Annotated in this window: 18 protein-coding genes; 8 read left to right on the top strand and 10 right to left on the bottom strand. The window is 65.0% G+C overall.

Annotated elements, in window-relative coordinates:
- Window positions 1-188: 188 nt before the first annotated feature.
- The 6 genes from fixL to QCE69_RS04615 all read left to right on the top strand — a co-directional run bounded on the left by fixL (window position 189) and on the right by QCE69_RS04615 (window position 10,030).
- Window positions 189-2,717, top strand: a complete 2,529-nt coding sequence (gene fixL / locus QCE69_RS04640; protein WP_309915045.1) for an oxygen sensor histidine kinase FixL — start codon at window positions 189-191, stop codon at window positions 2,715-2,717.
- Window positions 2,714-3,349: an oxygen response regulator transcription factor FixJ gene (fixJ, locus tag QCE69_RS04635; protein ID WP_008350478.1), complete on the top strand. Its 636-nt coding sequence runs from the start codon at window positions 2,714-2,716 to the stop codon at window positions 3,347-3,349. Before fixL ends, fixJ begins: the two co-directional genes overlap by 4 nt.
- A 498-nt stretch (window positions 3,350-3,847) precedes the next feature.
- The gene (locus tag QCE69_RS04630) at window positions 3,848-5,218 is read left to right on the top strand and encodes a DUF3300 domain-containing protein (RefSeq protein WP_409017846.1); all 1,371 of its coding nucleotides are present in this window, start codon (window positions 3,848-3,850) and stop codon (window positions 5,216-5,218) included.
- A 59-nt stretch (window positions 5,219-5,277) separates the two neighbouring features.
- Window positions 5,278-6,156 carry a DUF2950 family protein gene (locus tag QCE69_RS04625; protein ID WP_309915042.1) on the top strand — a complete coding sequence of 293 codons (879 nt, stop codon included), beginning with the start codon at window positions 5,278-5,280 and terminating at the stop codon, window positions 6,154-6,156.
- Window positions 6,157-6,911: 755 nt separating this feature from the next.
- Window positions 6,912-7,766, top strand: coding sequence for a bifunctional methylenetetrahydrofolate dehydrogenase/methenyltetrahydrofolate cyclohydrolase FolD (folD, locus tag QCE69_RS04620; RefSeq protein WP_309929639.1), 855 nt, complete (start codon window positions 6,912-6,914; stop codon window positions 7,764-7,766).
- 152 nt (window positions 7,767-7,918) lie between these two features.
- Window positions 7,919-10,030: a M3 family metallopeptidase gene (locus QCE69_RS04615; protein ID WP_309929637.1), complete on the top strand. Its 2,112-nt coding sequence runs from the start codon at window positions 7,919-7,921 to the stop codon at window positions 10,028-10,030.
- A 57-nt stretch (window positions 10,031-10,087) separates the two neighbouring features.
- On the opposite strand, the gene QCE69_RS04610 is transcribed toward QCE69_RS04615, so the two are convergent.
- The 8 genes from QCE69_RS04610 to QCE69_RS04575 form a co-directional block, all read right to left on the bottom strand.
- Window positions 10,088-11,362, bottom strand: a complete 1,275-nt coding sequence (locus QCE69_RS04610; RefSeq protein ID WP_309929634.1) for an amidohydrolase family protein — start codon at window positions 11,360-11,362, stop codon at window positions 10,088-10,090.
- 96 nt (window positions 11,363-11,458) lie between these two features.
- Window positions 11,459-12,049, bottom strand: coding sequence for a GNAT family N-acetyltransferase (locus QCE69_RS04605; RefSeq protein ID WP_309929632.1), 591 nt, complete (start codon window positions 12,047-12,049; stop codon window positions 11,459-11,461).
- A gap of 56 nt (window positions 12,050-12,105) precedes the next feature.
- Entirely contained in the window at window positions 12,106-14,922 is a 2,817-nt protein-coding gene (locus tag QCE69_RS04600; protein ID WP_309915026.1) for a sensor histidine kinase KdpD, read from the bottom strand.
- Between the two features lie 25 nt (window positions 14,923-14,947).
- The gene (gene kdpC, locus QCE69_RS04595; protein ID WP_309931547.1) at window positions 14,948-15,544 is read right to left on the bottom strand and encodes a potassium-transporting ATPase subunit KdpC; all 597 of its coding nucleotides are present in this window, start codon (window positions 15,542-15,544) and stop codon (window positions 14,948-14,950) included.
- A 27-nt stretch (window positions 15,545-15,571) separates the two neighbouring features.
- Entirely contained in the window at window positions 15,572-17,629 is a 2,058-nt protein-coding gene (gene kdpB / locus QCE69_RS04590) for a potassium-transporting ATPase subunit KdpB (protein WP_309919624.1), read from the bottom strand.
- A gap of 85 nt (window positions 17,630-17,714) precedes the next feature.
- On the bottom strand, window positions 17,715-19,523 hold the full coding sequence (kdpA, locus tag QCE69_RS04585; RefSeq protein ID WP_309915023.1) for a potassium-transporting ATPase subunit KdpA: 1,809 nt from the start codon (window positions 19,521-19,523) through the stop codon (window positions 17,715-17,717).
- On the bottom strand, window positions 19,520-19,615 hold the full coding sequence (locus QCE69_RS04580; RefSeq protein ID WP_309807913.1) for a potassium-transporting ATPase subunit F: 96 nt from the start codon (window positions 19,613-19,615) through the stop codon (window positions 19,520-19,522). Before QCE69_RS04580 ends, kdpA begins: the two co-directional genes overlap by 4 nt.
- A 246-nt stretch (window positions 19,616-19,861) precedes the next feature.
- Complete coding sequence (locus tag QCE69_RS04575) at window positions 19,862-20,413, bottom strand: glycosyl hydrolase 108 family protein (protein ID WP_309929631.1); 552 nt, start codon at window positions 20,411-20,413, stop codon at window positions 19,862-19,864.
- 487 nt (window positions 20,414-20,900) lie between these two features.
- On the opposite strand from QCE69_RS04575, the gene QCE69_RS04570 reads away from it, so the two are divergent.
- Together QCE69_RS04570 and xth are read left to right on the top strand one after the other, a co-directional pair.
- The gene (locus QCE69_RS04570; protein ID WP_309929629.1) at window positions 20,901-21,830 is read left to right on the top strand and encodes a hypothetical protein; all 930 of its coding nucleotides are present in this window, start codon (window positions 20,901-20,903) and stop codon (window positions 21,828-21,830) included.
- 89 nt (window positions 21,831-21,919) lie between these two features.
- Window positions 21,920-22,702, top strand: a complete 783-nt coding sequence (xth, locus tag QCE69_RS04565; RefSeq protein ID WP_309929627.1) for an exodeoxyribonuclease III — start codon at window positions 21,920-21,922, stop codon at window positions 22,700-22,702.
- Window positions 22,703-22,724: 22 nt separating this feature from the next.
- Here xth and ntrC read toward each other — a convergent pair whose 3' ends face one another.
- Both ntrC and glnL read right to left on the bottom strand, forming a co-directional pair.
- On the bottom strand, window positions 22,725-24,218 hold the full coding sequence (ntrC, locus tag QCE69_RS04560; RefSeq protein WP_309915008.1) for a nitrogen regulation protein NR(I): 1,494 nt from the start codon (window positions 24,216-24,218) through the stop codon (window positions 22,725-22,727).
- A 138-nt stretch (window positions 24,219-24,356) separates the two neighbouring features.
- Window positions 24,357-25,499 carry a nitrogen regulation protein NR(II) gene (glnL, locus tag QCE69_RS04555; RefSeq protein WP_309915006.1) on the bottom strand — a complete coding sequence of 381 codons (1,143 nt, stop codon included), beginning with the start codon at window positions 25,497-25,499 and terminating at the stop codon, window positions 24,357-24,359.
- Window position 25,500: the final 1 nt, after the last annotated feature.

Here is a 25,500-nt window from a genome sequence, read left to right as displayed (position 1 = left end):
GTCTGGATCAAGACGCAAGGAATTTTTCAAATCATGAGAGCTAATCTCATAATACGAAAAAATGCTGCAATGCACCGTCCGGTAAGGCTTTTTTTATCAGACGTTTCTCCTCCTTTTGCCGCGTTTGGGCGGTCTTCCCTGTCTTTTTACGCCAATTAACAATCAGGTGCTGCGTTACAATCGCACGCATGTTGACCGAACGGCTGATCAAACGCTCGGCGAAGGGCGGGCGCAAGCCGTCTGACTCGTCGTCTACCCGCTGGCACCACGGCCCGTGGTGGTCGAACTCCTATTTGCTCACGCCGCTCATCTCGATCCTGGTGTTTCTGGTCGTGATGAGCCTGATCCTGTGGAGCCTCAACCGGCGCGAACAGCAACAGCAGGAAGACACGCTGTATCGCAATGTGGCGTGGGCGCAGCAGCAGATCCGCCTGTCGATGACCGGCGCGCAGGAACAGATCCAGGCGCTCGCGCGCGACATCGCCGGCGGTCACGGCGATCCGCAGAACTTCCAGACCGCATCCACCGACATCATGCAGGGGCATCCCGAGATCCTCTACATGAACTGGTACACCAGCGAGCACAAGCCGCGCTGGCCCAATACGCCGCTGCCGCTGCTCGGATCGCGCCTCGCGAAGCCCAACGAAACGCAGATGGACGAGGCCGTGCAGGCCGCCTTCGACGAAGCCCGCAACACGCGCCGCCAGGTCTATTCGCCGCTGCTGTACGACGACCTCGGCAATGGCTACATCACCCTGCAGACGCCGGTCTTCCGCGACCGCGAGTTTCTCGGCTCGATCGCCGCGGTGTTTTCGATCGAAGGCATCCTGAAGCACGACATTCCGAGCGAACTGTCGGCGAAGTACAAGATCTCCATCACCGACCTGAACAACCGCGAGCTCGCGACCACGTCGAGCCGCCCGCGCCTGCCGCGCGACATGTTCTATGACCTGCCGCTCGATCCGCCGGGCCAGGGTTTGTCGGTGCGCGTCTATTCGTATCCGCAGCTCACCAACTTCACCAACAACACGCTGGTGTGGCTCGTCGCCGGCCTGTCGTGCTTCGTGCTGTGGAGCCTGTGGAGTCTCTGGAAGCACACCCGCCAGCGTTTCGAGGCGCAGCAGGCGCTCTACGCCGAGGCCTTCTTCCGCCGCGCGATGGAAAACTCCGTGCTGATCGGCATGCGCGTGCTCGACATGCACGGCCGCATCACGCACGTGAATCCCGCTTTCTGCCGCATGACGGGCTGGGACGAAAGCGATCTGGTCGGCAAGAACGCGCCGTTCCCCTACTGGCCGCGCGACGCCTATCCGGAAATGCAGCGCCAGCTCGACATGACCCTGCGCGGCAAGGCGCCCTCGTCCGGCTTCGAGCTGCGCGTGCGCCGCAAGGACGGCTCGTTCTTCCATGCGCGCCTGTACGTTTCGCCGCTGATCGACAGCTCTGGACGCCAGACCGGCTGGATGTCGTCGATGACCGACATCACCGAGCCGAAGCGCGCCCGCGAGGAACTCGCCGCGGCGCACGAACGCTTCACCACGGTGCTCGAAAGCCTCGACGCCGCCGTCTCCGTGCTCGCCGCCGACGAAGCCGAACTGCTGTTCGCGAACCGCTATTACCGGCATCTGTTCGGCATTCGGCCGGACGGCCATCTGGAGCTCGCGGGCGCCGCGTTCGACGGCACCTCGCAGAGTTCGTCGGACACCATCGACATGGTCGACACCTACGCCGGCCTGCCCGCCACCGCGCTCACCGAAAGCTCGGCGGACGCGCAGGAAGTGTATGTCGAGGGCATCCAGAAATGGTTCGAGGTGCGCCGCCAGTACATCCAGTGGGTCGACGGCCATCTCGCGCAGATGCAGATCGCCACCGACATCACGCAGCGCAAGCAGGCGCAGGAACTCGCGCACCAGCAAGAGGAAAAGCTCCAGTTCACGAGCCGCCTGATGACGATGGGCGAAATGGCGTCCTCGCTCGCCCACGAACTGAACCAGCCGCTCGCCGCCATCAACAATTACTGCTCGGGTTGCGTCGCGCTGGTCAAATCCGGCCGCATGACACAGGAAACGCTGCTGCCGGCGCTCGAAAAAACCGCCCAGCAAGCGGTCCGCGCAGGCATGATCATCAAGCGCATCCGCGAGTTCGTGAAGCGCTCGGAACCGAAACGCCAGGCCACGCGCGTCGCGGATATCGTCGCGGATGCGGTGGGTCTCGCCGAGATCGAAGCGCGCAAACGCAAGATCCGCATCGTCACGGAAATCCGCTCGCGCATGCCGGTGATCTACGTTGATCCGGTTTTGATCGAACAAGTGTTGGTGAACCTGTTGAAAAACGCAGCGGAAGCGATGCATGATGCGAAACCACATGCCATCGATCCGGTGATCCGCGTCATCGTGCAGCGCATGGACGGCGGCTTTGTCTGCATCAGCGTGGTCGACCAGGGCCCGGGCGTGGACGAAGCCACCGCCGAGCGCCTGTTCGAACCGTTTTACAGCACCAAGTCCGACGGCATGGGCATGGGGCTGAATATCTGCCGCTCGATCATCGAATCGCATCGCGGAAGACTTTGGGTGGTCAACAACGTCGAGGCGGACGGTCACGTGACCGGCGCGACCTTCCACTGCAGCCTGCCGATCGGCCAGGTGGATGGTTCGGGCACGGACGGATCCGCTCAAGACGAACATACGAGACAACAAACCGTTACGGGAGAACTATGAGCACAGTCACCACTCAGGAAACCGTCTTCGTCGTGGATGATGACGAAGCGGTGCGCGATTCCTTGCGCTGGCTGCTCGAGGCAAACGGCTATCGCGTGCAGTGCTTTTCGAGCGCCGAGTCCTTCCTCGACGTGTACCTGCCGATCGCCCATTCCGGCGCGATCTCGTGCCTGATCCTCGACGTGCGCATGGCCGGCATGACGGGGCTCGAGCTGCAGGAAAAGCTGATCGCCGAAAACTCGCTGCTGCCGATCATTTTCGTGACGGGTCACGGCGACGTGCCGATGGCCGTTTCGACCATGAAGAAAGGCGCGATGGATTTCATCGAGAAGCCTTTCGACGAAGCCGAACTGCGCAAGCTGGTCGAGCGCATGCTCGAGAAGGCGCGCAGCGAAAGCACCAGCGTGCAGCAGCAGCGCGCCGCCGCCGAGCGGCTCGGCAAGCTCACGGCGCGCGAGCATCAGGTGCTGGAACGCATCATCGCCGGGCGGCTCAACAAGCAGATCGCCGACGATCTCGGCATCAGCATCAAGACCGTCGAGGCGCATCGCGCGAACATCATGGAGAAGCTCTCCGTGAATACCGTCGCCGACCTGCTGCGCCTCGCGCTCTCCAACAAGCCGCAGCAGTAAGCGCGCGCTTCCCCTCACGCGGCCGGCATCGACATGCCGGCCGCGTTGTCATGGTGCGCCGGTTCCGGCACGCCTCCACGCTCCCTTTCCCCGATCTGAATTGCGTTGTCCGTAACAGTGAAACGTGATATTTCCTCAATCACGTTGACACACCTTGGGGCCCGAACGTAACGTCTGCGGGCCTTAACTACCGGACAACGTCATGCGCGACAAGACGTCCCTCGCGTCCTGGCTCGGCCAGCAAACGTTTGGCATCGCGGCCGCTGGGCCCGATGCCGAGCATCTCCTGCTTCCCTCTACCTCACCTGTCGCGGGCATCGCGCACCGGAGGACCTGATCGTGGAACGCAATCCTTCCCATCCGCCGGCGAACGGCTCGCCATCGCGCAAGCGCACGGTCCGCATCGTAGCGCTCAGCGCGGCGCTGGTCGCCGCGCCCGTCGCGGTCCAGTATCTGCATCCGTACTATGCGCAGGCTCAGGCGCAGGTGCCGGCTCAGGTGCCGGCTCAGGTGCCGGCTCAGGTGCCGGCGCAGGCGTCTCCGCAGCCCGTCGCGGCAAGCTCCATGCAGAAGCTCTCCAGCCAGCAGCTCGATGCATTGACCGCGCCGGTCGCGCTCTATCCCGATGCCCTGCTGGCGCAGGTGCTGATGGCGTCGACCTATCCCGCGCAAGTCACTGACGCGGATGCGTGGGCCAAGGCCAACACGAACCTCAAGGGCGACGATGCCGTGCGCGCCGTGCAATCCCAGCCATGGGATCCGAGCGTGCAATCGCTGGTGGCCTTCCCGCAGGCGCTCGCGACCCTGGCTTCCAAAATCGACTGGACCGCGCAGCTCGGCAATGCGTTCATCGCGCAGCCCAGCGACGTGATGGACTCCGTCCAGCGTCTGCGGCGCGCGGCGCAAGGCGCGGGCAACCTGAAGAGCAACGAGCAGCAGACCGTCGTGGTGCAGCAGGCGCCGAGCACCACCAGCACCGTCAGCACGACCAGGATCGAAATCGTGCCGGCCAATCCGCAGGTGGTCTACGTGCCGACCTACAACCCGACGGTCGTCTACGGCGCGTGGCCCTATCCGGCCTATCCGCCGGTCTACGTGCCGCCCCCGCCCGGCTACGCCATCGCGACCGGCTTCGTGTCGGGCCTGGCCTTTGGCGCGGGCATCGCGGTCGCCAATTCGCTGTGGGGCAACTGCGACTGGAATCACGGCGACGTCAACGTCAACGTGAACCGCTACAACAACATCAACGTGAACAACCGCATCAATGCGAACAGCAACAACGTGCGCTGGAATCGCAACGATCCGCAGTTCAACCGCAACAACCTGGGCAGCCGGCAGAACAGCTTCAACAACGGCAACCTCGGCGCGAATGCCGGCCAGTTCCGCGGCCGCGAGGACGCACGCGCGCAGGCTGCGCAGACGCTGCAGCAGCGCACCGGCCAGAACCTCAATCAGACGGCCAGCCAGCGCGCGCAGAGCATCCGCCAGGGCGGCGGTCAGAATGCGCTCAACCGCAGCGACCTCCAGCAGCGCGCGCAGAGCGTCAACCGCGACAATGCGCTGCGCGGCGCCGGCGACGGCAACGCCGCGCGGCAGGACATGCAGCGCGGTCAGGCGAGCCGGCAGTCGTACGCAAACCGGACGCAAAGCCGGCCCGGCGCGAACGGCGGCGGCGTGCAGCGCCAAGGCGGCGGTCTGGGCGGCGGCGGTGGCGGCGTGCAGCGCCAGGGCGGCGGTCTCGGCAGCGGCGGTGGCGGCATACAGCACGAAGGCGGCGGACTGGGCGGCGGTGGTGGCGGAATACAGCATCCGGGCGGCTTCGGCGGCGGCGGTGGATTCCATGGCGGCGGAGGTTTCCATCGCCGTTGATGACCCCATCCCTGCCTACGCGCCGCGCATGCGGCGAACGCCCGCTCAAGGAGCCTGAAATGACCCCTATCCACACTTTTGCCTTACCGAAAAAAGCCCTGCTTGGCGCCGTGCTCGCCGCGTCGTTCGCCTCTTTCGCGTTCAGCGCGACGACGCACGCTCAAGCCGCATCGCAGGCTGTCTATCCGAGCACCGAGGCCGCGGCCCAGGCGCTGACGGACGCCATCGCCAGCAACGACGAACGCGCGCTCTCGACAGTACTCGGCAAGGACCACGCGCACTACGTTCCTACCGACAGCATCGGCGAACAGGATATCTATGCGTATCTCGGCGCGTGGGCGCAGCAGCATCGCATCGTCGATGACCCGCAGCCGCTCGACGGCCGCCCCGCCGCGCACATCGAAGTCGGGAACAGCGGCTGGACGCTGCCGATCCCGCTCGTGAAGGTTGCCAATGGCTGGCGCTTCGACATGCCCGCCGCGCGCGATGAAGTGCTCACGCGGCGCATCGGCCGCAACGAGCGTTCGGCGATGCAGGTGGCGCTCGCCTATGTCGCCGCGCAGAAGGAGTTTCACGACAAGCAAGGGCGCTACGCCGACCGCTTCGTCAGCACGCCGGGCAAGCATGACGGTCTGTACTGGGAAACGGCGCCGGGCGAACCGGAGAGCCCGCTCGGCCCGCTGGCCGCGGCGATGCCGAACAAGCCGAGCGCGGCGGATGGATATTACGGGTATCACTACCGCATCCTGACGGGTGAGGGGGGGGCCACCGGAATGATCGCCACCCCTGCCCGATATGGCCAGACCGGGGTGATGAGTTTTCTCATGAAGGAGGATGGGCAACTGCTCGAGAAAGACCTCGGGGTGAAATCGGCCGCGGCCGCTTCGAAGGTTTCGTTGTCCAAACCAGGGACGGACTGGCAGCCGGTAACACCGTAACGCCCAGCGCGCAGCGCAACGCTCCCGCAAACGGCAAGGCCAGGCTTGCAATCAACCTGGCCAGCCATCTGGGTTGAGGATCCCGTTCGAGTTTGCACTTCAGGTGCCGACGTCGGCCAAGCCTCCATACTTCTGAAGCGGCTCAATATAAACGTCTTTTTCTGTTCGACGATACTGCGTCGGACAGGCCGACGCGCGATGATTCAGTAATCGCGGTCGACCCAAGCGCTCCGATGTTCAAAAACTCGCCATTCGCTTTTCGAAACTCTCAGTTTGTAGAAGGCCGTTTCAGCACTGACAGCCGATGGATTCACGAGAAACAGGGAATTTGACCGGCTGTACATTACCCGGTAGTAGAGCCCGTTGTGCTGGATATACAAAGCCGTGTTGCCGAGTGACCGGATAAGGGTCTCTGAATTTTCGCTTGCTTCACCACCCTGAAATTCAGGTCCGCGCTCAGATATGTATAGCGCGCATGCGCTCGATCTGTTCTTTATAAATCGTCTTCAGAAAACTACCAGATGACTGAACGTCCGAAATAACAGGGTGAACATAAAACCGGGCGGAAACAAAACATTTCAAATCGATGTTTGAAAATGCATCAGAACTCGCAAGAATTCAGTGCTCCGTGACCCCATCCATGGAGGCACGGTATACTTACACCTGAACCACACTGATCCACACCGAGCCGCATCCGCACCCCGGCCCGACTCGATTCCTCGCACCGCCCCCTCGCTCATCCCACACGATTCACCATGACCGCCCAACTCATCGACGGCAACGCCCTCTCCAAGACCCTTCGCGCCGAAGTCGCCCAGCGCGCCGCCGCTCTCTCCGCCCGCGGGCACAAGCCGGGCCTCGCCGTCGTGCTGGTGGGCGACAACCCCGCGAGCGAGGTCTATGTGCGCAACAAGGTGAAGGCGTGCCACGACAACGGTCTTCATTCCGTGATGGACCGCTTTCCCGCGACGCTCACCGAAGCCGAACTCCTCGCGCACATCGCGAAGCTCAATGCCGATGCCGCCATCCACGGCATCCTCGTGCAATTGCCGCTTCCGGCGCACATCGACAGCCACAAGGTCATCGAGGCCATTGCCCCGGAAAAGGACGTCGACGGCTTTCACGTCGCGAACGCAGGCGCGCTGATGACCGGCAAGCCGCTGTTCCGCCCGTGCACGCCCTACGGCGTGATGAAAATGTTCGAGGCGCACGGCATCGACCTGACGGGCGCGAATGCCGTTGTGATCGGCCGTTCGAACATCGTCGGCAAGCCCATGGCCCTGCTGCTGCTCGAAGCAGGCGCCACTGTCACCATTTGTCACAGCAAGACCCGCGATCTGGCGAAGCACGCGCGCGAAGCGGACGTGATCGTCGCCGCGGTCGGCCGCCGCGACATCCTGACCGCCGACATGGTGAAGCCGGGCGCGACGGTGATCGACGTCGGCATGAACCGCAACGACGAAGGCAAGCTGTGCGGCGACGTCGATTTCGCCCGCGTGAAGGAAGTGGCCGGCTACATCACGCCGGTGCCGGGCGGCGTCGGCCCGATGACCATCACGATGCTGCTCGTCAATACCATCGAAGCAGCGGAGCGCGCGGCGCAGGGCTGAACCCGTAGCTCAGACCGGGTTTGAAACAATCTCGCATCCTGAAAAAACTATCGATTGGAATTTGCCCCGCCCGCCCCAATAATCCTTGAGAGAACCCGGCGCCGGGCGCGCTGTCCCGCCGGGGCTTCACCCAACACCAGAACGGGAGAGCCATGAGCGACACCACGTCCACCCCGGCAGCGGCCAATCCGCTGCTCGATTTCTCCGATCTGCCGCGTTTCGGCGAGATCCGTCCCGAACACGTCACGCCCGCGCTGGATGTCCTGCTGGCGGCGGCACGAAGCGCCGTGGATCGGGCGGCCGCGCCGGACACGCCCGCTACCTGGACGGACGTCGTCGAGGCGGTCGAACTGGAATCGGAAAAGCTGTCGCGCGCGTGGGGCGTCATCGGCCATCTGAACGCCGTCGCCGATACCCCGGAACTGCGCGCCGCCCATGCCGAAAACCTGCCGCGCGTGACCGAATTTTCCGCGAGCGTCGGCCAGAACCTCGCGCTGTACGAGAAATACAAGGCCATCGCCGCCGGTCCGGAATTCGCGGGCCTGAGCGCCGAGCGCAAGAAAATCCTCAACAACTCGCTGCGCGACTTCCGTCTGTCCGGCGCCGAATTGCCCGAAGACCGCAAGCCGCGCTTCGCGCAGTTGCAGGAAGAACAGGCGGCGCTCTCGAAGGCGTTCTCCGATCACGTACTCGACGCCACCAACGCCTACTCGTATGTCGTCACGCAGGAAAGCGATCTCGCCGGCCTGCCCGACGACGTGATCGAAGGCGCGCGCGAAGCGGCCCAGCGCGACGGCAAGGACGGCTGGAAATTCACGCTGCATTTCCCGTCGTATTTCCCGGTGCTGCAATACGCCGAGCATCGTCCGATGCGTGAAGCGATGTACCGCGCCTACGTCACGCGGGCATCCGAACTCGGTGAAACCTACGGCGGCGGCAAGGCCGAGTGGGACAACACGGCGAACATGGTCGAGAACCTCGCCCTGCGCGACGAGGAAGCGAAGACGCTCGGCTATCAGAACTTCGCTGAAGTGTCGCTGGCCCCGAAAATGGCCGAATCGCCGGCGCAGGTGATCGCGTTCCTCGAAGACCTCGCCACCCGCGCGCGTCCCTACGCCGAAAACGACTGGATGGAACTGCGCGCCTTCGCCGCGACCGAGCTCGGCATGCCCGAGTTGCAGCCGTGGGACGTCGCCTACGCAGCCGAGAAGCTGCGCCAGAAGCGTTACTCGTTCTCGGAAAACGAGGTCAAGCAATACTTCCCGCAGGAAGCCGTGCTGAAGGGTCTGTTCAAGGTCACTGAGACGCTTTTCAACGTGTCGATCCGCCGCGATGAAGCCGCCGTGTGGAACCCCGACGTGCGCTTCTTCCGCGTCGAGAATGCGGACGGCACACTGGTCGCACAGTTCTATCTGGATCTCTACGCGCGCGAAGGCAAGCGCGGCGGCGCCTGGATGGACGACGCCCGCTCGCGTCACAAGCGCGTCCAGGGCGGCGTGCAGACACCGGTGGCGTATCTCACCTGCAACTTCTCGGCGCCCGTGGGCGGCAAGCCCGCCTGCTTCACGCACGACGAAGTCATCACGCTGTTCCACGAGTTCGGCCACGGCCTGCATCACATGCTGACGCGCATCGACGAGCTGGGCGTGTCGGGCATCAACGGCGTCGAGTGGGATGCGGTCGAACTGCCGTCGCAGTTCATGGAGAACTTCTGCTGGGAGTGGGACGTGCTTACCGACATGTCCGCCCACGTGGACACCGGCGCGCCGCTGCCGCGCGATCTCTTCGACAAGATGCTCGCCGCGAAGAACTTCCAGAGCGGACTGGGCACCCTGCGCCAGATCGTCTTCTCGATGTTCGACATGGTGCTGCACACGTCCTACGATCCGGCCAACGGCACGCAGAACGTGAACGACCTTGCTCGCGCGATCAACGAGCAGTTCCACGTGATTCCGCAGGCGCCGTTCTCGCGCTGGCCGAACACCTTCAGCCATATCTTCGCGGGCGGGTACGCGGCGGGCTACTACAGCTACAAGTGGGCCGAAGTGCTGTCCGCCGACGCGTACGCCGCGTTCGAGGAAGCCGCGAAGCTCGGCAGCGGTTCGGTGCTGGACGGGCAAACGGGCATGCGCTATCGCCGGGAGATTCTGGAAGTGGGCGGCAGCCGCCCTGCAATGGAATCGTTCAAGGCGTTCCGCGGCCGCGAGCCGGACATCGATGCGTTGCTGCGGCATAACGGCATGTCGGGACAAGCGGTGCATTGATAGCACGCTGACTCGCACGGCTCGAGACGCCGGCATCCCATGGATGCCGGCGTTTTGTTATCTGCTGATGCGAAAGTCCACTTCACCGGGCCGGCCTTCCAAAGCCAGCGCCGCGCGCACGGCGGGACTGCGGCTCACCACCTTCCCTCTTCGCACCACGGCCGTGCGGGCCGCGCGCAGGCGTATGGCCTCGATCGGATCGCGCGCATCGAGCACCACGCAGTCCGCGTGACAGCCCACTTCGATCCCATAGCCCTCCAGCCCGAGGATGCGCGCCGGATTGACCGTGACGGCCTCGAAGCAGGCGCGCATCGCCTCGACGCCCGTCATTTGCGCCACGTGCAGCCCCATGTGCGCGACTTCGAGCATGTCGCCCGAGCCGAGGCTGTACCACGGATCCATCACGCAATCGTGGCCGAACGCAACCGTGACGCCCGCCGCCATCAACTCCGGCACGCGCGTCATGCCGCGCCGCTTCGGATAGGTATCGGCGCGTCCCTGGAGCGTGATGTTGATGAGCGGATTGGCAATCGCCGCCACGCCGGATTCGCGCATCAGCGGGATCAGCTTGCTCACGTAGTAGTTGTCCATCGAGTGCATCGAGGTCAGATGCGAACCCGTCACGCGTCCTTGCAAGCCCAGCCGGTGCGTCTCGGCGGCCAGGGTTTCGATATGGCGCGACATCGGATCGTCCGACTCGTCGCAATGCATGTCAACGCGCAAGCCCTGTTCAGCCGCGAATTCGCACAGCAGCTTCACCGATGCGGCGCCGTCCGCCATCGTGCGCTCGAAATGCGGAATGCCGCCAACCACATCGACACCCAGCGCGATCGCACGCTTCAGGTTGTCGAAAGCGCCGGCGCTGCGCAACACGCCGTCCTGCGGGAACGCGACGAGTTGCAGGTCGAGATAGGGCTTCACGCGCCGCTTCACTTCGAGCAGCGCCTCGACCGCCAGCAGGCGCGGGTCGCATACATCCACGTGCGAGCGAATGGCGAGCAGCCCGCGCGCCACGGCCCAATCGCAGTATTGCAGCGCCCGTTCGACGAGCGCTTCCTGCGTGAGATCGGGCTTCAGTTCGCCCCACAGCGCGATGCCTTCGAGCAGCGTGCCCGATGCATTCACGCGCGGCAGGCCATAGGACAGCGTGGCGTCCATGTGGAAGTGCGCATCGACGAAAGGCGGCGTGACGAGCGCACCGGCAGCATCGATTTCCTCGCGCGCGGCGGCGGAGAGATGCGGCTCGATGGCGGCGATACGCCCGGCATCCATGCCGATATCGACGAGTTCGCGCGCTCCTGCGAGCGCCGCGCGGCGAATGATCAAATCCATGTGCGAAGCCTCCGTCCCGGGCCGTGTGTCCGGTGTCTGGTTTGATTGTAGCGGGACAGAAATGCGGTGCAGCACGGCGGCAGCACAACGCAGCGATCAGGCCGTCCGCCTGAGCCTCGCTTCGAGCATCGCCTTCACGCCGGGCCATTCGTCATCGATGATCGAAAAGCGCACTGAATTGCGCTTGCGGCCATCCGGCATGATGCGCTCGTGACGCACGATCCCTTCCATCTGCGCGCCGATGCCGAGAATGGCGGCGCGGGATTTCTCGTTGAGCTCGTCGGTCGTGAACTGCACCCGCACGCAATGCATGACCTCGAACGCATGCGTGAGCATCAGCAGCTTCGCCTCGATATTGATGCCGGTGCGCTGCGCCGAGGCCGCCAGCCATGTGCTGCCGATTTCGCACTTGCGGTTGACGCGGTCGATCTTCCAGAAGCGCGTGCTGCCGACAACGCGTCCATCCTCACGCCGCACGATCACGAAGGGCATGACCGTGCCGGCGTCGCGGTCCGCGAAGACGGTGTCGATCATGCGGTCGATGGTGTCCTCGTTCGGCACCACCGTCACGCGCAGATTCCACAGTTCGCCGTCGGCGGCGGCCGCGAGCAGAGCGGCGCGGTCTTCGCGCCGCAGTGGCCGGAGCTGCACGCGCGTGCCGCTCAACGTGGGTTGGGATTCGCTCATGGCCGGTCATCTTTCGTGGATCGAGCGCACATCATAAAGCGCTGTGGACCCAAGCCCTACGCTTCCCGCGAAGAAGGTTCACCGGGCGGGATGTCATCGGGCACATGATCGGGCACGTCCAGCGGTGCAGCGTCGCTCACCGGCAGCGTGAACCAGAAGCGCGCGCCCGACACGCGGCCTTCGCCGTCCCGCCGATTCTCGACGCCGATCTTCCCGCCGTGCGCCTCGACGATCGCACGGCAGATAGCAAGGCCCAGCCCGATTCCCGCCTGCGCCGATTCCTTCTCGCCGCGCGTGAACTTGTCGAACAGACGCGCCCGCAGCGCCTCGGGCACGCCCGGGCCGTCGTCGTCGAGATGCACGCGCACGACACGCGCATTGCCCCCGTCATCCTGATCATCCGCCTCGACCAGCGCGGCGCCGATCGCCACCGGCGTGCCCGGCGGCGTGTACTTCGCCGCGTTCTCCAGCAGATTGGCGAAGAGCCGTTCCATCAGCACCGCATCGAGTTCGAGCAAGGGCAAGTCCGCCGGCACGTCGGTGCGCACCGCCCGGCCCGCGAGCACGCGGCGCGACGCGGCGAGCGCCGCGCCGACGGTTTCCTCGAGCATCGACCACTGCCGGTTCAGCCGCACCGAACCGGCTTGCAGCCGCGCCATGTCGAGCAGATTGATCACGAGTCCGCTCATGCGCAGCGCTTCCTCGTGGATCGCCTGCACCAGTTCGCGCGAGGTCTCCGGATTGCCGCCGCCCGCCTCGCGCGCCTGTTCCTCCAGCACGGACGCGAAGCCGACGATCGACGTCAGCGGCGTGCGCAAGTCATGCGAGATCGCCGACAGCAGCGAGTTGCGCAACCGCTCCGATTCCATGTTGACGAGCGCATCCTGCGCGATCTCGACGTAATGCACGCGTTCGAGCGCAAGCGCGATCTGCGCCGCGAAGGTCTCGATCATGCGGCGCTGCTCGGGCACCGCGAACTCGCCTTCGCGCCCGGTGACGAGCGCAAGCACGCCGCGCGTGCGCATCGGCGCCTTCAGCGGCAGATACAGCGCACGGCTTGCCGGCAAGGTGTCGGTGCCGCGGCCCGCCGGACGCTGCTGGTCGTAGACCCATTGCGCGACATCGCTATCGAGGGAGATTTCATCCAGTCCGATGCCGCCCTCCTCGACCACGTTCCGGCGCACCTTGTCCGCCGCGTCGGGCAGCAGGATCGCGGCCTTCGCCTGGAAAACCTCGGCGACATGCCGCACGCCGATCTCGACGATCTGCCCGGTCATCAACGCGGCGCCCAACTCCTTGGTCATCGCATACATGGCGCCGGTCCTGCGCTCGCGCAGCGACGCGATGCGCGCCTGGCGCCTGAGGCTCGACGTGAGATGACTGATGGTGAGCGAGGTCAGCAGCATCACGCCGAAGGTCAGCAGATACTGTGTGTCCGTGACCGAGAACGACAGTTGCGGCGGCACGAAGAAGAAGTCGACGGCCGCGACCGAGAGAAACGACAGCATCACGCCCGGCCCGCGCCCGAGCCGCACCGCCGTGAAGACCACGCCGAGCAGGTAGAGCATCACGAGATTGGTGATCGCGAACTGACGCGCGGCAAGCAGGTCCGCCAGCAGCGTGATGCCCGCGCCGATCGCGAGCGCGATGCCATACGCGCGCGGCGGCGAGTGCGCGCCGTCGCGCCACGCGGCGAGCGCGCCCGGACGCGGCGCCTGCGTGCCGCCCGGTTCGTCGCGGGCGCCAGTCGCCACCAGCGTCACGTCGATATCCGGGCCGCGCTGGAGGATGCGCTCGCTCACCGGGGCATCGAAGAGCCGCCGCCAGCCGCGCGCCGCCGACGCCCCCGCGACCAGCTTCGAGACATTGCGCAGCCGCGCATAATCGATGAGCGTCGCGGCGGCATCGGCGCCATCGAGCGTGACCGTTTCCGCGCCGAGTTCGGCCGCGAGCTTGAGCGCGTCGAGCGTGCGGGTGCGGCGTTCGTCGGAGAGGCGCTGCAGCTTCGGCGTCTCGACATAGACGGCGAGCCAGTCCGCCTTCAGCGCCGCAGCGAGACGCGCCGCCGCGCGTACCAGCGTCGCGCTCTCCGGTCCCGGCCCGATGCATGCAATCAGCCGCTCGCGCGCCCGCCAGATGTGCTCGATGGACTGGTCGGCACGATACTCGCGCATCTGCGCATCGACGCGGTCCGCGGTGCGGCGCAAGGCCAGTTCGCGCAGCGCGATCAGGTTGCCCTTGCGAAAGAAGTTGCGCACGGCATGCGCGGCCTGCTGCGGCACGTAGACCTTGCCATCGCGCAGGCGGTCGAGCAGTTCTTCGGGCGGCAGATCGACGAGCGTGACTTCGTCGGCAAGGTCGAAGATGCGGTCGGGGATCGTCTCGCGGACCCGGATGCCGGTAATCCGCCCGACGATGTCGTTGAGGCTTTCGAGATGCTGGACGTTGACGGTCGTGTAGACATCGATGCCCGCATCCAGCAACGCCTGCACGTCCTGCCAGCGCTTCACATGGCGCGCGCCCTGCACGTTGGCGTGCGCGAGTTCGTCGACGAGAATCAGTTGCGGCTTGCGCTGCAGCGCGGCGTCGAGATCGAACTCGGCGAGCACGCGGCCGCGATAGTCGATCCGCGCGGGCGGCAAGCTGTCGAGCCCCTGCGCGAGCGCGAGCGTTTCCTTGCGTCCATGCGTCTCGACCACGCCCACCAGCACCTCGCCGCCTTCGTCGCGGCGCCGGCGCGCGGCCTGCAGCATCGCAAAGGTCTTGCCGACGCCCGCAGACGCCCCGAAGAAGATCTTCAGCCGGCCACGCTGGCGTTTTTCTTCCTCGCGATGAAGTTTGTCGAGAAGCTCGTCTGGAGTTGGGCGGGGCATTCGCTGTTTCGGGTGGGCTGGCGCTTCAGGTTCCGCTCGTACGTGCCGGTTCTGCTTGCTGGTCCAGCGCCAGGTTCAATTTAAGCACATTCACCCGCGGCTCCCCGAGCAAGCCGAACTGACGTCCGGACGTGGCCTGCGCCACCAGCGCCTCAACCCGTGCAACCGGCAGGCCGCGCGCGCGGGCCACTCGCGCCACCTGATACGCCGCGGCGGCCGGACTGATTTCAGGATCGAGCCCGCTCGCCGACGACGTCACCAGATCCACCGGCACGGCCTCCTGATTGTCCGGATCGGCGGCCTGCAATGCGGCGATGCGCGCCTTCACTTCGTCGACGAGCGCGGGGTTGGTCGGCCCGAGGTTCGAACCGCCCGAGCTGCCCGCGTTGTACGGATTCGGCGTCGTCGCCGAGAGACGGCCCCAGAAGTAGCGCGGCGCATCGAACTGCTGCCCGATCAACGCCGAGCCGACCACCTTGCCGTCGCGCTCGATCAGGCTGCCGTTGGCCTGATGCGGAAACACGGCCTGGCCGATCGCGGTGACCGCCAGCGGATACAGCACGCCCGTCAGCACCGTCAGCGCGACGAACAGCACGAGCATCGGACGCAATGAAGTTTTCATCATGATTCTGCCTTTGAAAAGATGGGCTCAGTGCCAGCCGAGCGCGGTGATCGCCATGTCGATCAGCTTGATGAACGGAAACGGCAACACGATGCCGCCCAACCCGTACACGAGCAGATTGCGCCGCAACAGCGCGGCCGCGCCGAGCGCGCGATACTTGACGCCCTTCAGCGCGAGCGGAATCAGGAACACGATGATCAGCGCGTTGAAGATCACCGCCGACAAGATGGCCGACGACGGCGACGCCAGATGCATCACGTCCAGCACGCGCAACTGCGGATAGGTGGTCGCGAACGCGGCGGGGATGATCGCGAAGTACTTGGCGACGTCGTTGGCGATGGAGAACGTGGTCAGCGAGCCGCGCGTCATCAGCATCTGCTTGCCGATCTCGACGATCTCGATCAGCTTGGTCGGGTTGGAGTCGAGATCGACCATGTTGCCGGCTTCCTTCGCCGCCTGGGTGCCGGTGTTCATCGCCACGGCGACGTCGGCCTGGGCGAGCGCGGGAGCGTCGTTGGTGCCGTCGCCGGTCATCGCGACGAGCCGGCCTTGCGCCTGATGCTCGCGAATGATCGTGAGCTTGGCTTCGGGCGTCGCTTCGGCGAGAAAGTCGTCGACGCCTGCTTCGGCCGCGATCGCCGCTGCCGTGAGCCGGTTGTCGCCCGTCACCATCACCGTCTTGATGCCCATCTTGCGCAGCTCCGCGAAGCGCTCGCGAATGCCGCCCTTGACGATATCCTTCAGCTCGATCACGCCGAGCGCGCGCGCTTTGCCGTTCACACACTCCGCCACGACGAGCGGCGTGCCGCCGCGCCGCGCGATCTCGTCGACCGCGTGCTGCACTTCCTGCGGAAAGCGCCCGCCGCGCGTCTCGACGTACTGTTTCAGCGCCGTCGCCGCGCCCTTGCGAATCTCGCGGCCCGGCAGGTCGACGCCGCTCATGCGCGTCTGCGCGCTGAACGACAGGAAGTTCGCGTGCAGCGCCGCCATGTCCCGGGCGCGGATGTCGAAACGCTGCTTCGCCAGCACGACGATGCTGCGGCCCTCCGGCGTCTCGTCGGCGAGCGAGGCGAGTTGCGCCGCATCGGCCAGATCGCGTTCGTCGATACCGGGCGCCGCGCTGAACGACGACGCCTGCCGGTTGCCCAGCGTGATCGTGCCGGTCTTGTCGAGCAGCAGCACGTCGACGTCGCCCGCCGCTTCCACCGCGCGCCCCGAGGTCGCGATCACGTTCGCCTGCATCATGCGGCTCATGCCGGCCACGCCGATGGCGGACAGCAGCCCGCCGATGGTCGTCGGAATCAGGCACACGAGCAGCGCGACCAGCACGGTGATCGTGACCACCTGGCCCTGCCCCGCCGCTTCGACGGCGAACATCGAGAACGGCAGCAGCGTGGCGGTCGCGAACAGCAGCACGAGCGTCAACGCCACCAGCAGGATGGTCAGCGCGATTTCATTCGGCGTCTTGCGCCGCTTGGCGCCCTCGACCATCGCGATCATGCGGTCCAGAAACGCCTCGCCCGGATTCACCGAGACCCGCACCACGATCCAGTCCGACAGCACCCGCGTGCCGCCCGTCACCGACGAGAAGTCGCCGCCCGACTCGCGGATCACCGGCGCGGATTCGCCGGTGATGGCGGATTCGTCGACGGACGCGACACCGTCGATCACTTCGCCGTCGGCGGGGATCACGTCGCCGGCCTCGACGAGCACGACGTCGTCGCGGCGCAGATCGGTGGACGTGGTGATGCGGATCGGCGACTTCGGATGCGGCTCGTTGAGCTTCTTCGCCATCACGTTGTGCTTGGCCTGGCGCAGCGCGGCCGCCTGCGCCTTCGAGCGGCCTTCCGCCAGCGCTTCGGCGAAGTTCGCGAACAGCACCGTGAACCACAGCCACAGTGCAATGGCGAGGATGAAACCGGCGGGCGCCTCGGCCTGACCGGCGAGCGCGGCGATCCACAGGATGGTCGCGAGCACGCTGCCGACGTAGACACAGAACATCACCGGATTGCGCAACTGCGTGCGCGGCGCGAGCTTCCTGAAGGCATCGACGACCGCGGGGCGGACGAGCGCCGGATCGAACATCGAGCGTGCCGCCGTGCGCGCCTGGCCGAGATTGCCCGGCAGATGCGCAGACGCTTGTTTTTCGTGATTCATGCAGTCCTCGAAATCATTGTCCAGCGATCATGGCGAGATGCTCGACCACAGGTCCCAGCGCGAGCGCGGGTACGTAGGTGAGCGCGCCGACCAGCAGCAGCGTGCCGAGCAGCAGCACGACGAACAGCGGTCCGTGGGTGGGCAAGGTGCCGGCGTTGGCAGCGAGACGCTTCTTCGCGGCCAGCGAGCCGGCGATCGCCAGGATCGGCACGATGGTGCCGAAGCGGCCGAACCACATGGCGACGGCGAGCATCTGGTTGTAGAACGGCGTGTTGACGGACAGGCCCGCGAACGCGCTGCCGTTGTTGTTGGCGGCGGAGCTGAACGCGTAGAGGATTTCGGAGAAGCCGTGCGCGCCCGGGTTGGCTATCCCCGCCTTGCCCGCCGAGGCCAGCACGGCGACCGAGGTGCCCGCGAGGACCAGCATCGGCGTGAGCAGGATCACGATGGAGACCATCTTCATGTCGAAGGCCTCGATCTTCTTGCCGATGTATTCGGGCGTGCGGCCGATCATCAGCCCCGCGACGAACACCGCCAGCAGCGCGAACGCCAGCATCCCGTAGAGACCCGAGCCGACGCCGCCGAAGATGACCTCGCCGAGCTGGATCAGCAGCATCGGCACGAGACCGCCGAGCGGCGTCAGCGAGTCGTGCATGGTGTTCACCGCGCCGCACGAGGCGGCCGTGGTGACCACGGTGAAGAGGCCGGATTGCGCGATGCCGAGGCGCGTCTCCTTGCCCTCCATGTTGCCGCCCGGCTGCAGCGCCGAAGCGTGGGCATCCACGTGCAGCTTCGTCACGAGCGGATTGCCCGCCTGCTCCGCCGAGATCTCGCCGACGCAGGCCACCGCGAGCGCGATGGTCATCGCCGCGAGCACCGCGTGACCCTGCCGTCCATCGCCGACCATGCGCCCGAAGGTCACGCACAGCGCGGCGGGGATCAGCAGGATCGCGAGCATCTGGAGGAAGTTGGAGAACGGCGTCGGATTCTCGTACGGATGCGCCGAGTTGGCGTTGAAGAAGCCGCCGCCGTTGGTGCCGAGCATCTTGATCGCTTCCTGCGAGGCCACCGGACCCATGGCGAGGGTCTGCGTGCTGGCTTGCTGATCCTGCATCTCCGGCTTGCCCTGCGCGTCCTTGATCGGGTTGCCTTGGGCGTCGAGGCGCGGCGCCTGATACGTCGTGACCTGGAGTGTGGGCACGTTGGCATACGGCCTGAAGTTCTGTATCGCGCCCTGGCTGACGAACACCAGCGCCAACACCACGGCGAGCGGCATCAGCACATAGAGCGTCGCGCGCGTCAGATCGACCCAGAAGTTGCCGATGGTCTGCGCGCCATGACGCTTGAAGCCGCGCACCAGCGCAATGACCACCGCGATGCCGGTCGCCGCCGAGAGGAAGTTCTGCACGGTCAGGCCAAGCATCTGCGCGAGATAGCCGAGCGTGCTTTCGCCGCCGTAGTCCTGCCAGTTCGTGTTGGTGACGAAGCTGACGGCGGTGTTGAAGGCGGCGTCGGGCGTCATGCCGGCCATGCCCTGCGGATTGAGCGGCAGCACCGCTTGCAGACGCAGGATCGCGTACAGCAGCAGCGCACCGAACCCGTTGAAGAGCAGCACGGCGAGCGCATAGTGCTTCCAGGACATTTCCGCTTCGGGATCGATGCCCGCGACGCGATAGAGCACCTGCTCGACCGGCCGTCCTATCCTGCGCACGACGACCGACGTGCCTTCGAAGACGTTCGACATATAGCGCCCGAGCGGCAGCGCGAGCGCGATCAGCACGGCGATGAAGAGCGCCGTCTGCATGAGACTGCTGGCGTTCATTCGAGCTCCTCCGCGCGCAACAGGGCGTACACGAGGTAGACGAGAAGCAGCAGCGTGGCGGCGGAAGCCAATGCGATCATCCAGCCGTTCATGGGCGGCCTCCCGGCGGATGGCGGCGCAACTGTTCGCAGCCGCTTGCGAGCGCCATGCAGAATCCCAGGAACAGGACAATGCCGGCGAGGTAAAACAGGTCCATTGTGTGGTTCTCCCCTTGTGCGATCACTGCGATCGGGACAAGGGGAGATTAGGGAAAGCCGCGTAAAGGGCGCGACAAGAGTGGGAGACGGCGTGTAAAAATCGCGTATACGACGCGGCCCCGTGTGGTGCTTGAGGCTCGCCTAGCCCGCGATGCTGAACGCCCGGTTCAACTGCCAGCCGTACTCGAAGCTCTCCTGCGACGGATCGTCCTCCGCGATCTCCACATAGCGCACCGACTGCTGGGCAGCGATCATGCCGAGCAGCACGCGGCGACCGTCGTTACCGCGCTGATCGATGAAGCTCTGCATCGCGGCAAGCGTCATCGGGCCGATGAGTCCGTCCGCCGAGATGTCGTCGTAGGCGGACTCCTGGTCGTTCAGCACGTTGAGCGCGCGTTGCAGGAACCGGACGCCGGTGGCAGGCCCCATGTTCACGCCGATGTCGAACAGCTTGCCGGCAATGTCCTCGTCGATGGCGTTGACCTCGTCGAAATGCGGTTCCTCCCAATAGCTTTGCAGATAGATGTCGATGGCCACTTCGCGCGGCATCTCGTCCATCGGGCCGGTATAGCCGTACGCGCGAGCGGTCGCCTCGGTGATGCCCCACATGGTTTCGCCGCCCGCGTCGTCGGGATGATTCGAATAGCCGCCTTCGAGGCCAATGGTTTCTTCGATGAGGTCGATCGGATTCATTTGAACAAGGATGCGCGTGAGTGTGAAAGACGAGCGCGAGCCGTCCTTGCGATGGTCGACTGCGTTCGCTCGCATGAGCAGGATCACCAACTGTTTCACTCGCTCGATCGGCTTTGTTTGCTTGATCGAGCAGCATGGCCGCAGGTCCGGCGATGCGGAGCCAGTATCAGCGAGTTCGGGAGGAACTTGACGCCCGTTCTGGGAAAGAATCGCCCGTGTGGAGTGAATTGCAGCCGTGGCGCGCAGCATCGTGCGGCACGGCTTCGGAACCTGCAACGCGCAGGACGGACCACGCGGCGCAAGCCGCATTTGTCACGGCGGATGTGAATGATTTCGTAGAATGCCGGGCTGTATCACGCCGCTTTTTGGACACCGGTGTCAACGATTTAGGCAGGCTTCCTCGAGAACATGGTTGTTCTGCGAGGCGGTCGCGCTGATGCCATAGACGTAGCTGGCCTCTGCTGACCGGACCGTCATCGTAATTCGCATGCTCAACCTTGTCAGTCCAGATCAGCAGATCGCATTTGCACGCTTGTACGAGTTCTTCTCCGAACAAAAACGCTGGTACCGGCCACTCCGGGGAATCGGCACCGTGCTCGCCATGGACGAACTGTTCGAAGCATGCACGGTCATGAAACAGGGGCATCTCAGCGAGGGATCGGTCAAGCGTATCGCCTCGTCATTGCAGGAACGCACGAAAGCCGGTTCGCGCGGCGTTGCGGTGAGCGAGTTGTTTCGAAGCGATCGCATTTTCGCAAGCGATGGAAGCCAGGACGTTGACGCTGCACTGGAACTGCTTGCGCACCTCGAAGACAGTTCGCCGCCTGCCGCGATCGCGGCAGGCTGGGGGGCGATCGAAGGTCTGCTTGCCGATCCCAACGACAGGGCTTCGGCAGCGGACAATCTGGCGACGCTCGTCACCTGCTCCTTTCCGCGCGCGGAGCTTACGTCACTATCCCGACGTGCAGAACGCATTTTTCCCGCCGAGTGTGCAGAACTGGCCGGCATCGAGGCAAACCGGGAACGGTCGCGCGTGCTGGCCAGAATGATCCTTGAAGAGCGCATGCCCGTAATGCCCTCCGTCGCGGATCAAGCAGCCGTCGCACGGATGAGAAAGTTGTTGCTGAACCCGCAACCGGAATGGCAGACGATCAAGGAGCTGATCGCGGAATCGTTTCATCGCCTCTACCGCCAACGCAACCTCATCCTCCATGGCGGCCGGCTGGACAGTGTTGCCCTGGACGCGAGCCTGCGCACCGTCGCAAAGCTCGCTGGAGCAGGCATGGACCGGATTACTCACGGTCATTACGAGCAGGGACTCAGGCCACTCGAACTTGTCGCCAAGGCGACTATGGCCCTCGCGGTCATCGATAAAGCTTCGCCGCCCGGATGTGTCGACTTGCTCGAAACGACGTGATACGGATCCGGGCTGACTACACATCCATCCTCATGTTGCTGGCCAAGTAAAATGTCACACCGCCGAAGCATCAACATTCTGGACATCTCGTGAAGATAGCTACCTGGAACGTCAACTCCCTCAAAGTCCGCCAGCAACACGTCATCGACTGGCTCGCGCTGTCGGGCGTCGACGTGCTGTGCCTGCAGGAACTGAAAATGCCCGACGAGAAGTTTCCGCGCGCGGACCTCGAGGCCGCCGGCTACAAAAGCTGGTTCGCGGGACAGAAGACCTATAACGGCGTCGGCATCCTGGTGCGCGCCGACGCGAACTTCGAAGTGGACGAGATCAGCGTCGTGCGCAACATCCCCGGCTTCGAAGATTTGCAGCAGCGCGTGATCGCCGCGACCATCGATGGTGTGCGCATCATCTCGGCCTATTTCCCGAACGGCCAGGCGCCCGGCACCGAGAAGTTCGCCTACAAGATGCGCTGGCTCGACGCGCTGCGCGAATGGCTGCGTGAAGACCTGGCCCGGCACCCGAAGCTCGCCCTGCTCGGCGACTACAACATCGCCCCCGATGACCGCGACGTGCACGACCCGAAAGCCTGGGAAGGCCAGAATCTGGTGTCGCCGGAAGAGCGCGCGCACTTCACGCAACTGCTCGAACTCGGTCTCACCGATGCCTTCCGCCAGTTCGAACAGGCCGACAAGCTCTTCACGTGGTGGGACTACAGGATGATGGCGTTCCGCCGCAACGCGGGGCTGCGCATCGATCATATTTTGTTGTCGAAGGAACTGGCCGCGACCTGCACCGCATGCGAAGTCGACAAGGTGCCGCGCAAGTGGGACCAGCCGTCGGACCACGCGCCCGTGATCGCGACGCTCGGCTGATCCCGTCTCGCGGGCATCGGCGTCACGCGTCCAGGTGCAGTTCCTGGATCTTGCGCGTGATCGTATTGCGCCCGATGCCCAGGCGCTCGGCCGCTTCCACCTTGCGGCCACGCGTGAAGTCGAGCGCCTCGCGAATCACGGCGGCCTCGAAACGGCGCGCGAGTTCGTCCATCACGTCGGCGGAGTTCTCGCGCAACAGCCGTGCGACCTCGGTACGCAAGCCGTTCTCCCACACACTCGCCGCCACTCCCGCCGCCAGCGGCGCCGCAACAGCCGGCGCGCCCGCGCCGTTCTGCGCGAGCGGCGCCGCGGCCACGGCGCCATCGGTCGAAACCGCGATGGACTCGGCCGCGTAGTCCTGGCGCGGCGTGAGATCGGGCGGCAGATCCTTCTGCTCGATCACCTGCGCCGGCGCCATCACCGTCAGCCAGTTGCACAGGTTTTCGAGCTGCCGCACATTGCCGGGAAACGGCAGCGACGCAAGATACGCCAACGCCTCGTCGGACACGCGCTTCGGCTCCACGCCAAGGTCGCGCGCGCTCTTCTGCAGGAAATGCCGCGCGAGCAAGGGAATGTCTTCGCTGCGTTCGCGCAAGGCCGGCAGGCGCAGCCGGATCACGTTCAGCCGGTGATACAAGTCCTCGCGGAACAAGCCTTGCCGCACGCGCGCATCGAGATTCTGGTGCGTCGCCGCGATCACGCGCACGTTGGCCTTCAACGGGTTGTGCCCGCCCACGCGATAGAACTGCCCGTCCGACAGCACGCGCAACAGACGCGTCTGCAGGTCGAACGGCATGTCGCCGATTTCGTCGAGAAACAGCGTGCCGTTCTCGGCCTGTTCGAAACGGCCCTGGCGCATCGCCTGCGCGCCCGTGAACGCACCGCGCTCATGGCCGAACAGTTCGGATTCCAGCAGATCCTTCGGAATCGCCGCCGTGTTCAGCGCGATGAACGGCCCGCTCGCGCGTGGGCTATGTCGGTGCAAGGCGCGCGCGACAAGCTCCTTTCCGGTGCCTGATTCGCCCGTGATGAGCACGGTCGCCGCCGAGTGCGAAAGCCGCCCGATCGCGCGGAACATGTCCTGCATCGCGGGCGCCTGGCCGAGCATCTCGGGCGTTTCCGTCACCCGCTCGTCATAGGCCGCTTCGCCACGCATGCTTTCGTCCACCGCGCGGCGAATCAGTTCGACCGCCTTGTCCACGTCGAACGGTTTGGCGAGATATTCGAAGGCGCCGCCCTGGAATGCGGCCACGGCGCTGTCGAGATCCGAGAAGGCCGTCATGATGATGACCGGCAACCCCGGCAGACGATCGCGCACCGTCTGCAACAATTCGAGCCCCGAGCCGCCCGGCATGCGGATGTCCGACACGAGCACCTGTGGACTTTCGTGTTCGAGCGCGGCGAGCGCGTCGCGCACGCCTGAAAAACTGCGCGTCGAGAAATTCTCGCGGGCCAGCGCTTTTTCCAGCACCCAGCGGATGGATTGGTCGTCGTCTACTATCCAGATCGGCTTCATATCGTTCGGCGAGAAGTCTTCGTATGGTTCGGTGTGAGCCCGTCGAAACGGTGCGGCTTCAAAGCGTGATGCGGACGCGGCCTAAGTGGATGGCGGCCTGTGACGTGATGGCGCGTGATGTCGATGGTCAAGCCGGCTTCAGCTCCCGAATGGCAACAGGATGATGAACTCGGTGCAGCCCGGTTTGCTTTCCACTTCGATCAATCCATCGTGCTGCTGCACGAACGTTTGCGCGAGCGTGAGACCCAGGCCGCTGCCGTCTTCCCTGCCCGACACAAGCGGAAAGAAGATCCGGTCACGAATCTCACTGGGGATTCCGGGACCGTTGTCAGTGATATGCAAGTCCAGTGCCAGTTTGTGCAGCTTCTTGCCGACCGTCACCTTGCGTGCGATGCGTGTACGCAATTCGATCTTTGCATCGCCTTGGGAAATGCGTTCGCGTAACGCCTCCGCCGCATTGCGCACGATGTTGAGCAACGCCTGGATCAGTTGTTCCTTGTCGCCGCGCAGGTCGGGCACGCTGACGTCGTAGTCGCGTTCGATCGTGAGCCCGCGCGGGAACTCGGCGAGGATGACCGCGCGCACACGTTCGCATACTTCGTGAATGTTCACGTCGCCGACGATATGCGGATGCCGGTGCGGCTCCAGCAGGCGATCGACCAGCGTCTGCAGCCGGTCCGATTCCTTGATGATGACCTGCGTGTATTCACGCAGTTCGTCGCGTTCGAGCGCGCCCAGTTCGAACTCGAGCAACTGCGCCGCGCCCCGGATGCCGCCGAGCGGATTCTTGATCTCGTGCGCCAGGTTGCGGATCAGCTGCTTGTTGACCGCGGTCAGGTCGTGGATGCGTTCTTCGCGGTCCGTGCGCAGGTGGCGCTCGTTCTCGAAGAGTTCGAGCAGCACGTAGTCGCTGGCCGCTTCGAGATAACCGACGATCGCATGGACATGCACCGGCTCGCGGTTCGGACGATCGAGCACGGCGTCGAGACGCGTCGCGTTGAACCGGTTCTCGGCGATCGACGCGATCGTGCCCGCGAGTTCATCGGCGTTCGCGAACAGCTCGGTCCAGTTCATCTGCGTCAGCTGCTTGCGCGACATCTCCAGCATCGCTTCCGCCGAAGGATTCGCGTACGCGATGCGCACATGCCGCATGTCCAGCACGAGCACGGTCGTCGGGAGCGCCTCGAAACCGGCCAGCAAACCGCTGCTGGATAGTTGGGCGTCGTCGGAGAGCGCGTCGGCGTGGCCACGGCGCGCCTTGATCAGATTCTTGAGCACCATC

It is taken from the genome of Caballeronia sp. LZ032 (genome assembly GCF_031451315.1).
Classification (GTDB): Bacteria; Pseudomonadota; Gammaproteobacteria; order Burkholderiales; family Burkholderiaceae; genus Caballeronia.
Note: the sequence above shows the minus strand (reverse complement) of the source record. Positions and strands in the feature narration are given on the sequence as shown.

Coding starts and splice junctions, on each gene's coding strand:
- fixL (WP_309915045.1), top strand. CDS start 189: ATGTTGACCGAACGGCTGATCAAACGCTCGGCGAAGGGCGGGCGCAAG.
- fixJ (WP_008350478.1), top strand. CDS start 2,714: ATGAGCACAGTCACCACTCAGGAAACCGTCTTCGTCGTGGATGATGAC.
- QCE69_RS04625 (WP_309915042.1), top strand. CDS start 5,278: ATGACCCCTATCCACACTTTTGCCTTACCGAAAAAAGCCCTGCTTGGC.
- folD (WP_309929639.1), top strand. CDS start 6,912: ATGACCGCCCAACTCATCGACGGCAACGCCCTCTCCAAGACCCTTCGC.
- QCE69_RS04615 (WP_309929637.1), top strand. CDS start 7,919: ATGAGCGACACCACGTCCACCCCGGCAGCGGCCAATCCGCTGCTCGAT.
- QCE69_RS04610 (WP_309929634.1), bottom strand. CDS start 11,362: ATGGATTTGATCATTCGCCGCGCGGCGCTCGCAGGAGCGCGCGAACTC.
- QCE69_RS04605 (WP_309929632.1), bottom strand. CDS start 12,049: ATGAGCGAATCCCAACCCACGTTGAGCGGCACGCGCGTGCAGCTCCGG.
- QCE69_RS04600 (WP_309915026.1), bottom strand. CDS start 14,922: ATGCCCCGCCCAACTCCAGACGAGCTTCTCGACAAACTTCATCGCGAG.
- kdpC (WP_309931547.1), bottom strand. CDS start 15,544: ATGAAAACTTCATTGCGTCCGATGCTCGTGCTGTTCGTCGCGCTGACG.
- kdpB (WP_309919624.1), bottom strand. CDS start 17,629: ATGTTCGATCCGGCGCTCGTCCGCCCCGCGGTCGTCGATGCCTTCAGG.
- kdpA (WP_309915023.1), bottom strand. CDS start 19,523: ATGAACGCCAGCAGTCTCATGCAGACGGCGCTCTTCATCGCCGTGCTG.
- QCE69_RS04580 (WP_309807913.1), bottom strand. CDS start 19,615: ATGAACGGCTGGATGATCGCATTGGCTTCCGCCGCCACGCTGCTGCTT.
- QCE69_RS04575 (WP_309929631.1), bottom strand. CDS start 20,413: ATGAATCCGATCGACCTCATCGAAGAAACCATTGGCCTCGAAGGCGGC.
- QCE69_RS04570 (WP_309929629.1), top strand. CDS start 20,901: ATGCTCAACCTTGTCAGTCCAGATCAGCAGATCGCATTTGCACGCTTG.
- ntrC (WP_309915008.1), bottom strand. CDS start 24,218: ATGAAGCCGATCTGGATAGTAGACGACGACCAATCCATCCGCTGGGTG.
- glnL (WP_309915006.1), bottom strand. CDS start 25,499: ATGGTGCTCAAGAATCTGATCAAGGCGCGCCGTGGCCACGCCGACGCG.